The sequence below is a fragment of the Variovorax paradoxus genome, assembly GCF_030815975.1.
Lineage (GTDB): Bacteria > Pseudomonadota > Gammaproteobacteria > Burkholderiales > Burkholderiaceae_C > Variovorax > Variovorax paradoxus_N.
Genome location: NZ_JAUSXL010000002.1, coordinates 4,460,972 through 4,474,194 on the forward strand (window position 1 = coordinate 4,460,972; position 13,223 = coordinate 4,474,194).

11 protein-coding genes are annotated in these 13,223 nt (G+C 67.1%); 3 read left to right on the forward strand and 8 right to left on the reverse strand.

Annotation, left to right across the window (positions count from 1 at the left end; translation table 11 throughout):
- Positions 1-8: 8 nt before the first annotated feature.
- Genes QFZ47_RS24615 through proV form a run of 6 tightly spaced genes read right to left on the reverse strand, consistent with a single transcriptional unit; the run spans position 9 to position 6,683 of the window.
- Positions 9-791, reverse strand: coding sequence for a PA3715 family protein (locus QFZ47_RS24615; protein ID WP_307658127.1), 783 nt, complete (start codon positions 789-791; stop codon positions 9-11).
- 14 nt (positions 792-805) lie between these two features.
- A complete protein-coding gene (murI, locus tag QFZ47_RS24620) occupies positions 806-1,615 on the reverse strand; it encodes a glutamate racemase (protein ID WP_307658128.1) in 810 nt (269 codons plus the stop codon).
- Positions 1,612-3,165, reverse strand: a complete 1,554-nt coding sequence (locus tag QFZ47_RS24625) for a fumarate hydratase (RefSeq protein ID WP_307658129.1) — start codon at positions 3,163-3,165, stop codon at positions 1,612-1,614. Before QFZ47_RS24625 ends, murI begins: the two co-directional genes overlap by 4 nt.
- 57 nt (positions 3,166-3,222) lie before the next feature.
- Positions 3,223-4,233 (reverse strand): glycine betaine/L-proline ABC transporter substrate-binding protein ProX, encoded by a 1,011-nt coding sequence (proX, locus tag QFZ47_RS24630; RefSeq protein WP_307658130.1) that lies wholly within the window; start codon positions 4,231-4,233, stop codon positions 3,223-3,225.
- Between the two features lie 23 nt (positions 4,234-4,256).
- Positions 4,257-5,408 (reverse strand): glycine betaine/L-proline ABC transporter permease ProW, encoded by a 1,152-nt coding sequence (gene proW / locus QFZ47_RS24635; protein WP_307658131.1) that lies wholly within the window; start codon positions 5,406-5,408, stop codon positions 4,257-4,259.
- A 21-nt stretch (positions 5,409-5,429) separates the two neighbouring features.
- The gene (gene proV / locus QFZ47_RS24640; protein WP_307658132.1) at positions 5,430-6,683 is read right to left on the reverse strand and encodes a glycine betaine/L-proline ABC transporter ATP-binding protein ProV; all 1,254 of its coding nucleotides are present in this window, start codon (positions 6,681-6,683) and stop codon (positions 5,430-5,432) included.
- 554 nt (positions 6,684-7,237) lie between these two features.
- Here proV and fumC point away from each other — a divergent pair.
- Positions 7,238-8,635, forward strand: coding sequence for a class II fumarate hydratase (gene fumC / locus QFZ47_RS24645; RefSeq protein ID WP_307658133.1), 1,398 nt, complete (start codon positions 7,238-7,240; stop codon positions 8,633-8,635).
- 4 nt (positions 8,636-8,639) lie between these two features.
- Here fumC and QFZ47_RS24650 read toward each other — a convergent pair whose 3' ends face one another.
- A complete protein-coding gene (locus QFZ47_RS24650) occupies positions 8,640-9,257 on the reverse strand; it encodes an NAD(P)-dependent oxidoreductase (protein WP_307658134.1) in 618 nt (205 codons plus the stop codon).
- Between the two features lie 102 nt (positions 9,258-9,359).
- Between QFZ47_RS24650 and QFZ47_RS24655 the strand changes: the two genes are divergently transcribed.
- Positions 9,360-10,295, forward strand: coding sequence for a LysR family transcriptional regulator (locus QFZ47_RS24655; protein ID WP_307658135.1), 936 nt, complete (start codon positions 9,360-9,362; stop codon positions 10,293-10,295).
- 6 nt (positions 10,296-10,301) lie between these two features.
- On the opposite strand, the gene QFZ47_RS24660 is transcribed toward QFZ47_RS24655, so the two are convergent.
- On the reverse strand, positions 10,302-10,937 hold the full coding sequence (locus tag QFZ47_RS24660) for a YqhA family protein (RefSeq protein ID WP_307658136.1): 636 nt from the start codon (positions 10,935-10,937) through the stop codon (positions 10,302-10,304).
- 145 nt (positions 10,938-11,082) lie between these two features.
- Between QFZ47_RS24660 and acs the strand changes: the two genes are divergently transcribed.
- Positions 11,083-13,083 (forward strand): acetate--CoA ligase, encoded by a 2,001-nt coding sequence (gene acs, locus QFZ47_RS24665; RefSeq protein ID WP_307658137.1) that lies wholly within the window; start codon positions 11,083-11,085, stop codon positions 13,081-13,083.
- Positions 13,084-13,223: the final 140 nt, after the last annotated feature.

The window sequence follows — 13,223 nt, forward strand, 5'->3', positions numbered from 1 at the left end:
CGCGCGGTTCAGGGCAACTGCTGCCGCAGCGACTTCGGTACCCGGTAGCGCTCGCCGTCGTAGCGCAGCATCACGGCATTGAAGCGCGCGGGCATGGCCTTTTCGGTGCAGCCCTGGTCTTCCTGCATCTGCGCGCGGCTTTGCACCAGCGTGCGCGAGAGCTGCAGATCGGCGTAGCCATTGCTCGTCGATTTGCCGACCGAAAGCATCGTGCGAAGCTGCTCGGAGCGGCCGGTGCAGGTGCTGTCCCATTCGCCGCTGTCGTGGTCGAGCTCGACCTCCTGCAGCACCTGGCGCAGCTTGCTGCCGTGGTGCACGTAGAGGCGGATGGTTTCGCTCGCGGCCTTGCTGCCCGGCGCCGTGCCCCGGTAGCGCACGCGCAGCCCGAAGGCGCGCGTGTCGGGCGACAGCACATAGCGCGAGGTGTCGATCCGGATGTCCTGGATGGCGGTCGCGCTGTCTTCGTCGAGCGCCTCGGGCTGGAAGATGCGGCCGATCACCGTGTCGCGCTCGGTGTTGCCGTTGTCGGGCCGCTGGATCAGCAGCAGCTCCAGGTCGAAGACCTTGGCGCCCGTGCTGCTGGTTTCGCGTGGCACGGGCAGCACCACGATGCTGCGCCCCGGAAAGGCAGGCCAAAGCTTGCACGCGGCCAGGCGCTCGTCGAGCAGGCGCTTCGGATACAGCTTGGCGTGCATGCGCTCGGCAAGGCCGCTCTCGCAGGCCGCATGGCTCAGGCTCGCTGCCGAGAGACAGAGCAGGAGCAGGGCCCGGCGCAAAAGAAGAAGACGCATGTGGTCGGTCGGCTTCAGGCGGCGGTTGCGGCAGGCGCCGAAGTACCTTGCGGCTGTTGCAGCCAGTGCGCCGCGGCGGCTTCGAGCACGGCAGGGTCGCCGCTGCCTTGCAGGACCAGCCCGCCTTCGCCGCTTTGTGCGAGGCGGCCGAGCGAAGCCAGCACGCGCCGGGTCTGCTGCGCGACCGGCGCGCCGGTGTCGATGAAGCGCAGCGCCGGTGGCGCATGGCGCTGCAGTTCACTCTTCACGAGCGGATAGTGCGTGCAGCCGAGCACCACGGTATCGACTGCGCCCGGCGCGTCGCCGAAAGGACCGGCTTCGGCCATGTAGCGGGCGCAGAGTTCCGCGATGGCCGCGGTGTCGACGCCCTCGATCGCCTTCACGAGTCCGTCGCAGGGCACGGCACGGACATTCACAGATCCTGCGAAAGAGTCGCGCAGGGCCGCGTACTTGGCACTGGCCAGTGTCCCGCGCGTGGCCATCACCGAAATGTGGCCGGTGCGGCTCGCCGCCACGGCGGGCTTGAGCGCAGGCTCCAGGCCCACGATGGGCAAGGCCGGATGCTCGGCACGCAGCAGGTGAATCGCCGCCGTCGTCGCGGTGTTGCAGGCCACCACCAGCGCCTTGATGCCGTGCTCGGCAATCAATTGCCCTGCCACCTTGCGCGAGCGCTCGATCACGTACGCATCGCCGCGCTCGCCATACGGTGCGAAAGCGGTGTCGGCAAAGTACACGAAGCGCTCGTGCGGCAGCTCGGCGCGCAGCGCGGCCAGCACGCTGAGCCCGCCGACGCCGCTGTCGAAGACGCCGACCGGATTGTTCAAGCCTCTTCCATCATGATGGTCTTGAACTCGCCGCTCGCAATGCGCTTCTGCCACTCGGCCGGGCCGGTGATGTGCGCGCTGGTGCCGCCGGCATCAACCGCCACCGTCACGGGCATGTCGACCACGTCGAATTCATAGATGGCTTCCATGCCCAGGTCCGCGAAGCCCACCACCTTGGCGGTCTTGATGGCCTTGCTCACGAGGTAGGCGGCGCCGCCCACGGCCATGAGGTAGGCGCTCTTGTGCTTCTTGATGGCCTCGATGGCGACGGGGCCGCGCTCGGCCTTGCCGATCATCGCGATCAGGCCGGTTTGCGCGAGCATCATTTCGGTGAAGCCGTCCATGCGCGTGGCGGTGGTCGGGCCGGCGGGGCCCACGGCCTCGTCACCCATCGGATCGACCGGGCCGACGTAGTAGATGACGCGGTTGGTGAAGGCTACCGGCAGCTTTTCGCCCTTGGCCAGCATGTCCTGGATGCGCTTGTGCGCGGCGTCGCGGCCGGTGAGCATCTTGCCGTTGAGCAGCAGCGTGTCGCCGGGCTTCCAGCTCGCCACTTCGGCGGGCGTGAGCTTGTCGAGGTCGACGCGCTTGCTCTTCTTTTCGTCGGGCGCCCAGTTGACGTCGGGCCACAGGTCGAGCGAGGGCGGGTCGAGGTAGACCGCGCCGCTGCCATCGAGCACGAAGTGCGCATGCCGCGTGGCCGCGCAGTTGGGGATCATCGCCACCGGCTTGCTGGCCGCGTGCGTGGGGTACATCTTGATCTTGATGTCGAGCACGGTGGCCAGGCCGCCCAGGCCCTGCGCGCCGATGCCCAGCGCGTTGACCTTCTCGTACAGCTCGATGCGCAGTGCCTCGACCTTGCTGAGTTCGGCGCCCGATTGCTTCTTGGCCTGCAGCTCGTGCATGTCGAGGTCGTCCATCAGGCTTTCCTTGGCCATCAGCGCGGCCTTCTCGGCTGTGCCGCCGATGCCGATGCCCAGCATGCCGGGCGGGCACCAGCCGGCGCCCATGGTAGGCACCGTCTTGAGCACCCAGTCGACCACGCTGTCGCCGGGGTTCAGCATGACCAGCTTGCTCTTGTTCTCGCTGCCGCCGCCCTTGGCCGCGACCGTCACCTCGACGGTGTTGCCGGGCACGATCTCGGTGAAGATCACCGCGGGCGTGTTGTCCTTGGTGTTCTTGCGGTCGAACTGCGGATCGGCCACGACCGAGGCGCGCAGCGTGTTGTCGGGATGGTTGTAGCCGCGGCGCACGCCTTCGTTGATGGCGTCGTCCAGCGAGCCGGTGAAGCCGCCCCAGCGCACGTCCATGCCCACCGTGAGGAACACGTTGACGATGCCGGTGTCCTGGCAGATCGGGCGGTGGCCCGTGGCGCTCATCTTGCTGTTGGTCAGGATCTGCGCGATGGCGTCCTTGGCGGCGGGGCTCTGTTCGCGCTCGTAGGCGCGGGCCAGGTGGGCGATGTAGTCGGCGGGGTGGTAGTAGCTGATGTACTGCAGCGCGGCGCTGATCGATTCGATCAGGTCGGCCTGCTGGATCGTGGTCGTCATGGTGGGGGTGTTTTCTGGAGTGTGGAAACGCCCCCCGATTATCTCAGCCGCGGCGTTCTACCTGGCGGCGGCCCGGGCTTCCTCGATCCAGCCGTCGAACAGCGGCCGGTGCGCCCGGATCCAGCCGTCCGCGTGGCGCTCCAGGTCTTGCTGCGTGCTGGCGCCCTGGCTCATGCGCAGGTTCTGGGCATTGATGTCGCCGATCGGCAGTTTCATCACCTCGAACAGCCTGCCGGCGACTGGATTCTTCTCGACGAAGGCCCTGTTGGCGACGATCTGCTCCTGGTTGGCCTGGAAGCCGTAGTTCTTGCCGTTGGGAAGCTGCGTGTCCGCGTTTCCGCCCTGGGAGGACGAGAAGGGCACCTGCAGCCACACCACGTCCGCGCCGGGCCGCAGCACCGCGCTGACCCAGTAGGGCGTCCACGTGTAGTAGAGCACCGGCTTGTCCTGCTTGAAGCGGGCGATGGTGTCGGCCATCAGCGCGGCATAGCTGCCTTGCTTGTGCGTGACGGTGCCGCGCAGCTGGTAGGCCGTCAGGTGGTTCTCGATCGCCAGTTCGCAGCCCCAGCCGGGGTTGCAGCCCGTCAGGTCGGCCTTGTCGTCGCCGTCGGCATCGAACAGCCTGGCGATGGCCGGGTCCTTCAGCTGCGCGATGTTGCTGATGTTGTATTGCTCGGCGGTCTTGCGGTCGATCAGGTAGCCCTGCACTGCGCCGTCCGAGTACACGCCCTTGCGCCACAGCTTGGCGTCGCCGCCGCTGTTCTTGTAGAAGTCGGCGTGCAGCAGGCTCCAGTGGTTGGCCATGAAGGTGGCGTCGCCGTTGGCGATGGCCAGGTGCTCGGTGGCGGGCTCGAGGTCTTTCATGGGTTCGACCGTGTAGCCGAGCTTTTCGAGCGCGCGCATCACGAGCAGCGTCTGGAACGCCTCTTCGGCGAGCGAGCTCTTGAGCGGCTGCACGGTGACGCCTTGGCCGGGCAGGTCGCTGGCGGCCTGCGCCACCAGGCCGAAAGTGACGAAGCCGAGCGCCAGCAGGCCGCGGGCGATGATGAGACGGGTTCTTTTCTTCATGCGTTGGAATCCTGCGTGATGGGTCATTGCGCTTGCGTGGCGAGGGCGGGAACGGGCCCGTTCGCACCGTTGCCGCGTGACGGCGTGCCCACGAGGCGCTGCAGCAGGTGCAGCGCCAGGCCGGCCGGCCCGGTGTGCCACCAGCGGCGCCCGGCGCTGCGGCGCGACTTGCCCATGGCCTGCGTGAGCCGGTCGAGCGAGATCGCCAGCAGCACGATGCCCAGGCCGCCCACGGTGGCCAGGCCCATGTCGAGCCGGCCGATGCCGCGCAGCACCATCTGGCCCAGGCCGCCGACGGCGATCATCGAGGCGATCACCACCATCGAGAGCGACAGCATCAGCGCCTGGTTGATGCCCGCCATGATCGAGGGCATGGCCAGCGGCAGCTGCACCTTCACGAGCATCTGCCAGGGCGAGGCGCCGTACGCGCGCGCGGCCTCGATCAGGTCGGGCCGCACCTGGCGCAGGCCCAGGTTGGTGAGCCGCACCAGCGGGGCCAGCGCGAAGATGATGGTCACGATCACGCCCGGCACGTTGCCGATGCCGAACAGCATCACCACCGGCACCAGGTAGACGAAGGCGGGCGTGGTCTGCATCGCGTCGAGCACCGGGCGCATGAGGCGCTGGGCGCGGTCGCTGCTGGCCAGCAGCACGCCGAGCGGCAAGCCGATGATCATGCAGAACACCAGCGAGGTCAGCACCAGCGACAGCGTCACCATGGCTTCGGGCCAGATGCCCAGCATGGCCACGAGCAACAGCGCCACCGTGGTGCCGATGGCGAGCGCGCGGCCCGCGAACTGCCAGGCCAGCAGGCCGATCAGCGCGATCATCGCGAGCATGGGCAGGCCGGTCAGCAGGCCCTGCACCCAGTTCAGCGTGCTGTCGATGGGCAGGCGCACGGTCTGGAAGAAGGGGCGGAAATGTTCGACCACCCAGCCGAGGCCCTGGTTGATCCAGGACTCGACGGGGAGGGAGCCGTCCCAGAGGCGGTGCAGCTGGAAGCCGCCGGCGGTGGCATCGGCCGAGCCGGCCAATGGATGCGCCGTGTCGACGGGGGCGTCGAGCCAGGCGCTGGTGGTCGAGGTGTCGGGCGCGGCCGAGAGCGCTTCCCACGGATCGACGAAGGTGGGGGTTGCGGGCGTGCTCAGCTCGGAAGGAAGTGTGCTGTCGTTCATCGTTCAGGGGCCTTCGTGAATTCAGTGCGGCTCGGCGGCGAGCGCGGGTGCGGCGTTGGGCAGGACGGGCTCGATCGGCGGCGTGTCGCGGTCGAGGAATTTGAGCAGCGTGGTCTTGCTGATCGCGCCGCAGAAGCGGCCATCGTTCGCCACCACCGGCAGCGCGCACGGCGCCTGCGCGAGCTGGCCGATCAGGCCTGCCACCGGGGCTTCGGCATCGATGCGCGGCAGGTCGTCGATGAATGCGTGCTGCAGCCCCAGCGAGCCCGAATGCCCGTCGAGCGCGCCGCGCAGAGTGTCCGCTGACACCACGCCGAGGAAGCGCTTGTTCGGACTCGTCACGTAGGCAAAGTCGCGGTCCTGGTCTTCGAGCAGCTTGAGCGCCGCGCGCGCGCCGCGCTCGGGGTGCTCGCACACCACCGTGAGCGACTTGCGCGCGATGTCCGCCGCCTTGAACACGGCCGCCGCATCGACGCCGCGCACGAAGCTGCGCACATAGTCGTCGGCCGGGCTGCGCAGGATCTCGTCGGGCGTGCCAACCTGGATCACCTGGCCGTCCTTCATGATCGCGATGCGGTCGCCGATGCGCATGGCTTCGTCGAGGTCGTGCGAGATGAAGACGATGGTGCGGCGCTGTTCCTTCTGCAGCCGCAGCAGTTCCGACTGCATCTCGGTGCGGATGATCGGGTCGAGCGCCGAGAAGGCCTCGTCCATCAAGAGGATCGACGGATCCGAGGCCAGCGCGCGCGCCAGGCCCACGCGCTGCTGCATGCCGCCCGAGAGCTCGTCGGGGTAGCTGTCGCCCCAGCCCGCGAGGCCCACCTGCGCGAGCGCCAGGTCGGCCTGCGCGAGGCGCTCTTTCCTGCTGGTGCCCGACAGTTCGAGGCCGAAGGCGGTGTTCTCGCGCACCGTCATGTGCGGCATCAGCGCGAACGACTGGAACACCATGCTGATGTCCTTGCGGCGCAGCGCGCGCAGCTTCGCGTCGGAATGCTCGTTGATGTCCGCGCCGTCGATCACGATGCGCCCGGCGGTCGGCTCGATCAGCCGGTTCAAGAGGCGCACCAGCGTCGACTTGCCCGAACCCGACAGGCCCATGATGACGAAGATCTCGCCGGCCTGGATCTCGAAGGTGGCATCGAACACGCCGATCGACTGGCCCGTCTGCGCAAGGATTTCCTTCTTGGAAAAACCTTGGCGGACGAGTTCGAGTGCCTGTTCGGGCGAATCGCCGAACACCTTGAAAACATGGTCGATGAGAATTCCTTTGGCCATACGCCGGGGCTCCTTGTGTGAGGGGTGGACACAGCACCGCCCCGGAGGGCGGCAACGGCCACGCCATCAGCCGATGGGGCTGCCCGAACAGAGAGCGCGTGAAGAAAAAGCGCGTGCAATGGCCCGGCGAGCCTCAAGGGCTGCCGACAGGCACTGAAGACGACATGGCGACGAAGCCAGTGCCCGCCGGATGCTTCATTCGCAGAACGGCGGGCCTGGTCGAGGGGCGCCGCCTGGATGAGCGTGACGTGGCGATGGGGCCGGAAAAAAGATCCGGCCGGTTTGCCGGGCAGGGCCCGGCGGGGAGAGCCTTGCACCGCGACGGGATGTGGTGATCCGCGAGTAGCGCAAGGGCAACCAACATGACTTGTTGGTCGTCTGAAGACCGCGATTATAACTTTTTGACATGATGCGCGTCAACCGGGGGGCGTATCGTGGGCTGCGCGTCCCGAGGCAAAAGCCTCGCCAGATGCGAGCCATTCTTATCGAGGCCATACTCGGCCTCGCGCCCGGTGAGCGGGCGCAACCATCCAGGACTGCGGAGCTTTTTCACCATGACGACTTCCCCCAAGACCCGTGCCGAGCGCGATACCTTCGGACCGATCGACGTGCCGGCCGACAAGCTGTGGGGTGCGCAAACGCAGCGCTCGCTGCAGAACTTCGACATCTCCGGCGAGCAGCAGCCGCGCGAGATCATCAAGGCGCTGGCCCAGGTCAAGCGCGCCTCGGCCGTGGTCAACCACGCGCTGGGCCTGCAGGACGAGAAGAAGACCCAGGCCATCGTGGCCGCGGCCGACGAAGTCATTGCCGGCAAGCACCCGGGCGAGTTCCCGTTGGTGGTCTGGCAGACCGGCTCGGGCACGCAGACCAACATGAACGTCAACGAGGTGCTGGCCAACCGCGCGAGCGAAATCCTCGGCGGCGAGCGCGGGGAAGGGCGCCTCGTGCACCCGAACGACGACGTGAACCGCAGCCAGTCGAGCAACGACGTGTTCCCCACCGCCATGCACGTGGCGGCGGTCGAGTCCATCACGCACAAGCTGCTGCCGGCCATCGCGAAGCTGCGCGGCACGCTGGAGCAGAAGTCGAAGGACTTTGCCGACATCGTGAAGATCGGCCGCACCCACCTGCAGGACGCCACGCCCCTCACGCTGGGCCAGGAGTTCTCGGGCTACGTGGCGCAGCTGGCGCACGGCGAGGCGCATGTGCGCGCCGCGCTGCCGCATTTGTGCGAACTGGCGCTGGGCGGCACGGCCGTGGGTACCGGGCTCAATGCGCCCAAGGGCTATGCGCAGCAGGTGGCGGCCGAGTTGGCCAGGCTCACGGGCCTGCCTTTCGTGACCGCGCCCAACAAGTTCGAGGCCATGGCCAGCGTCGATGCGCTGGTGCATGCGCACGGCGCGCTGAAGACGCTGGCCGCCAGCATGAACAAGATCGCCAACGACGTGCGCTGGCTCGCGAGCGGCCCGCGCAGCGGCATCGGCGAACTCAGCATTCCGGAGAACGAACCCGGCTCCTCGATCATGCCGGGCAAGGTCAACCCGACCCAGAGCGAAGCCGTCACGATGCTGGCCGCGCAGGTGTTCGGCAATGACGTGGCTATCAACATCGGCGGCGCTTCGGGCAACTTCGAGTTGAACGTGTTCCGTCCGATGGTGGCGCACAACTTCCTGCAGAGCGTGCGCCTGTTGGCCGACGGCATGGTGAGCTTCAACGACCACTGCGCCGTGGGGATCGAGCCGAACCGCGAGCGCATCACCGAGCTGGTGCAGCGTTCGCTGATGCTGGTGACCGCGCTCAACACGCACATCGGCTACGACAAGTCGGCCTCCATCGCGAAGAAGGCGCACAAGGAGGGCTCCAGCCTGCGCGAAGCCGCGATTGCCTCGGGGCACCTCACGGCCGAGCAGTTCGACCAGTGGGTGGTGCCGGAGAACATGACGGGCCGCTGAGCGATCAGTACCCTACCGTGTACCGCTGGCGCGAGTGAGCGGGTTTCTCGAGCTCGTCGATGAACGCGATCGCATAGTCCTCGAAAGTGATCCAGCTGCGGCCTTCGGCGCTCACGAGCAGGTCGTCCTTGCCCAGGCGGAACTTGCCCGTGCGCTCGCCTTCGACGAACTCGGCCGAGGGCGAAAGGAAGGTCCAGTCGAGTTCCTTCTCGTTGCGCAGCGCCTCCAGAAACGCGGCGCCCGCGGAGGCTTCGGCCTTGTACGCCTCGGGGAAGTTCGGCGTGTCGATCACCTTCAGGCCCGGTGCCGCGAACAGGCTGCCGGCGCCGCCGACCACCAGCAGGCGCTTCACGCCCGCGCGCCTGGCCGGCTCGATGAGGGCTGCCGGCGGCACGGTGGCGAAGTGCGCGGCGCTGAACACGGCGTCGTGGCCCGCCAGGGCCTTTTCGAGCGCGGCGCCTTCGAGCACGTCGAGATCCACGGCCTTCACGTTGGCGCGGCCCGAGAGTTTTTCGCTCGCCTTGCGCGCGATGGCCGTCACGGTGTGGCCGCGGCGCAGGGCTTCGTCGAGAAGGCGGCCGCCGGCGCGTCCGGTGGCGCCGATGATGGCGATGTGGCTCATGGGATGGCTCCAGAAAGTGGATGGGATGAGCCGCATCTTAGGTTTCTGGTTTCGAAAGAAATACCTCGAATTGCGCGTTTGTTTATTCCTAAAATCGTTCGAATGGACCGATTGAATGCAATGCGCGTGTTCGTTGCCGTGGTCGATGCGGGCAGCCTTTCGGCCGCGGCCGACAAGCTCGATCTCTCGCGCCCGGTGGTCACGCGCTACGTGGCCGAGCTCGAGCAATGGACCGGCGCGCGCCTCCTGCACCGCACGACGCGCCGGCTGAGCCTCACGGCGGCGGGCGAGGAACTGCTGCCGCGCTGCCGCCAGGTGCTCGAACTCGCGGGCGACATGCAGGAGGCCGTGCGGCAGCCGGCCGAAGCGCCGCGCGGCCAGTTGCGCATCACGGCCAGTACCTCGTTCGCGCAGGCGCAGCTGGCCGATGCGGTGGCCGAGTACGTGCGGCTCTATCCCGGCGTGGCGGTCGACCTGGTGCTGCTGGACCGGGCGGTGAACCTGGTGGACGAGCGCATCGACCTGGCGATCCGCGTGGCGGTCGAGATCGACCCCAACCTCATTGCGCGGCGGCTGACCGATTGCCGCTCGGTGGTGTGCGCGTCACCGGGCTACCTGAAGGAGCACGGGCAGCCGCTGCGCGTGGAGGAACTGGCCCAGCGCAACTGCCTCACGCACTCGTACTTCGGCCGCAGCCTCTGGAACTTCACGCGCAAGGAAGACGGCACGCCCGTTTCTGTGGCCGTCGGCGGCAACGTGTCGACCAACGATGCCGCGAGCCTGATGCATCTGGCGCGGGCCGGGGCCGGCATTGCGATGCTGCCGACCTACCTGACTGCCGGCTTGCTGCAGGCGGGTGAACTGGTGCGGCTCTTCCCGGAGTTCGAGCCGCAGGTCGTCGGCATGTACGCGGTGTACGCCTCGCGCAAGCACATGCCGGCCACGCTGCGCACGATGCTCGACTTCCTGGCCGGGCGATTCACCGAGGTGCCGGCATGGGATGCCTCGTCGCAGCCTCGCCGGGGTACGGCTGCGTGATCTCTCTCAATGACGGGTGCTGGCAGTGGCCGCATCGTTCATCAGCTTGTCGGTGTAGGCAATGGCCATGGCCGAGAACAAGAAGGCGATGTGGATCACGGTCTGCGCAATCAGCACGCGGTCGGTGTAGTTGTCCGCGTTGATGAAGGTCTTCAGCAGGTGGATCGAGCTGATGCCGATGATGGCGGTGGCCAGCTTCACCTTGAGCACCGAGGCGTTCACGTGGCTCAGCCATTCGGGCTGGTCACGGTGGCCTTCGAGGTCCATGCGGCTCACGAAGGTTTCGTAGCCGCCCACGATCACCATGATCAGCAGGTTGGAGATCATCACCACGTCGATCAGCGCCAGCACCACCAGCATGATCACCGTTTCGTTGAGCGTGCCCACCGGCGCCATGGTCTTGTAGCCGATGCTGGTGACCAGCGCCTGCAGCGCGTCCTTGCTGCCGAAGGCCGCTTCGACCAGGTGCAGCAGTTCGACCAGGAAGTGCACCACGTACACCGCCTGCGCCACGATCAGGCCCAGGTACAGCGGCAGCTGCAGCCAGCGGCTCGCGAAAATCAGCTTGGGCAGCGGCCGAAGCGGGGAAGCACGGGCTGGAACGGGCGTATTCGGGCGGTCGAAGGATTCGGGTGCGGACATGAAGAGGATGATTGGAAACGACCGACGATTCTAGAGGTGCCCCCGTGGCCGCTCCGTGATAACCCCGCGAACTAATATCGAACCGTCAGTGACCCGTAAGTGGGTCCGCCGACATTACGGCCGCACCTATCAAGGAGACAAGAAAATGAGCAGCAGCGCATCGAAGAACATCGAATCCGTCCTGGTCGAGAACCGCGTGTTCCCGCCCGACGCCCGCGCCACCGAAGGCGCCCGCCTTTCCGGCATGGCCGCCTACGAGGCCCTGTGCCAGGAAGCCGAACAGGACTTCGAGGGATTCTGGACCCGCCTGGCCAAGGGCAACCTGCAGTGGACCAAGCCCTTCACAAAGACGCTCGACGAGTCGAAGGCCCCGTTCTACGAATGGTTCGGCGATGGCGAGCTCAACGCCAGCGCCAACTGCCTCGACAAGCACATCGGCACCCCCGTCGAGCACAAGACCGCCATCGTCTTCGAGGCCGACGACGGCGCCGTCACCAAGGTCACGTACAAGGAGCTGCTCGCCCGTGTGAGCCAGTTCGCCAATGCGCTGAAGGCCGAGGGCATCCAGAAGGGCGACCGCGTCATCATCTACATGCCCATGACCGTCGAAGGCGTAGTCGCCATGCAGGCGTGCGCGCGCATCGGCGCCACGCACAGCGTGGTGTTCGGCGGCTTCTCGGCCAAGGCGCTGCAGGAGCGCATCATCGACGCCGGCGCGGTGGCCGTCATCACCGCCAACTACCAGCTGCGCGGCGGCAAGGAACTGCCGCTCAAGGCCATCGTCGACGACGGCATTGCGCTCGGCGGCTGCGAATCGATCAAGACCGTGTTCGTCTACGAGCGCACGCCCACCGCGTGGCAGCGCGTCGAGGGCCGCGACAAGAGCTTTGCCGAGGCGCTGGCAGGCCAGAGCACCGACTGCCCGCCCGTGCCGGTGAACGCCGAGCATCCGCTCTTCATCCTCTACACCTCGGGCTCCACCGGCAAGCCCAAGGGCGTGCAGCACGCCACCGGCGGCTACCTGCTGTGGGCCAAGCTCACCATGGACTGGACCTTCGACATCCGGCCCGAAGACGTGTTCTGGTGCACCGCCGACATCGGCTGGATCACCGGCCACACCTACGTCGCCTACGGCCCGCTCGCGGCCGGCGCCACGCAGGTGGTGTTCGAAGGCATTCCGACCTTCCCGCATGCGGGCCGCTTCTGGCAGATGATCGAGAAGCACAAGGTCAGCGTGTTCTACACCGCGCCCACCGCCATCCGCTCGCTCATTAAGGCGGCCGAGGGCGACGAGAAGGTGCATCCGAAGAACTGGAACCTCGACAGCCTGCGCATCCTCGGTTCGGTCGGCGAGCCCATCAATCCCGAGGCCTGGATGTGGTACCACCGCAATATCGGCCACGAGAAATGTCCGATTGTCGACACCTTCTGGCAGACCGAAACCGGTGGCCACGTGATCACGCCGCTGCCGGGCGCCACGCCGCTGGTGCCGGGCTCGTGCACCTTGCCGCTGCCGGGCATCATGGCCGCCATCGTCGACGAGACCGGCAAGGACCTGCCCAACGGCGCGGGCGGCATGCTGGTCATCAAACGGCCGTGGCCTTCGATGATCCGCACCATCTGGAACGACCCCGAGCGCTTCAAGAAAAGCTATTTCCCCGAGGAGATGGGCGGCACCATCTACCTGGCCGGCGACGGCGCGGTGCGCAGTGCCGACCGCGGCTACTTCCGCATCACGGGGCGCATCGACGACGTGCTCAACGTGTCGGGGCATCGCCTGGGCACGATGGAAATCGAATCGGCGCTGGTCTCCAAGACCGACCTCGTGGCCGAAGCCGCCGTGGTCGGGCGGCCCGACGACGTGACGGGCGAGGCGGTGTGCGCCTTCGTCGTGCTCAAGCGCTCACGCCCGACCGGCGAGGAGGCCAAGCAGATCGCCAACGAGCTGCGCGCCTGGGTGGCCAAGGAGATCGGACCGATCGCCAAGCCCAAGGACATCCGCTTCGGCGACAACCTGCCCAAGACGCGCAGCGGCAAGATCATGCGGCGCCTCTTGCGCAGCATCGCCAAGGGCGAGGCCATCACGCAGGACATCTCCACGCTGGAAAATCCGGCGATTCTGGAGCAGTTGTCACAGACGAATTGATTCGATCTGTAGGACATGGCCGTTAGTGGGGAGCAGGGGCCATTGCGGCCAGCAGCCTGAGGTAAAACCGGCGCAGTTGCCATGCACCTCGACGTGCATGGCGCAGTCCACTGTGTTCGATCTTTACGAAGGAGGCCCCC

Excerpts from the sequence above, each read along its gene's own strand:
- QFZ47_RS24615 (WP_307658127.1), bottom strand. The coding sequence starts at position 791 with ATGCGTCTTCTTCTTTTGCGCCGGGCCCTGCTCCTGCTCTGTCTCTCG.
- QFZ47_RS24625 (WP_307658129.1), bottom strand. The coding sequence starts at position 3,165 with ATGACGACCACGATCCAGCAGGCCGACCTGATCGAATCGATCAGCGCC.
- proX (WP_307658130.1), bottom strand. The coding sequence starts at position 4,233 with ATGAAGAAAAGAACCCGTCTCATCATCGCCCGCGGCCTGCTGGCGCTC.
- proW (WP_307658131.1), bottom strand. The coding sequence starts at position 5,408 with ATGAACGACAGCACACTTCCTTCCGAGCTGAGCACGCCCGCAACCCCC.
- proV (WP_307658132.1), bottom strand. The coding sequence starts at position 6,683 with ATGGCCAAAGGAATTCTCATCGACCATGTTTTCAAGGTGTTCGGCGAT.
- fumC (WP_307658133.1), top strand. The coding sequence starts at position 7,238 with ATGACGACTTCCCCCAAGACCCGTGCCGAGCGCGATACCTTCGGACCG.
- QFZ47_RS24650 (WP_307658134.1), bottom strand. The coding sequence starts at position 9,257 with ATGAGCCACATCGCCATCATCGGCGCCACCGGACGCGCCGGCGGCCGC.
- QFZ47_RS24655 (WP_307658135.1), top strand. The coding sequence starts at position 9,360 with ATGGACCGATTGAATGCAATGCGCGTGTTCGTTGCCGTGGTCGATGCG.
- QFZ47_RS24660 (WP_307658136.1), bottom strand. The coding sequence starts at position 10,937 with ATGTCCGCACCCGAATCCTTCGACCGCCCGAATACGCCCGTTCCAGCC.
- acs (WP_307658137.1), top strand. The coding sequence starts at position 11,083 with ATGAGCAGCAGCGCATCGAAGAACATCGAATCCGTCCTGGTCGAGAAC.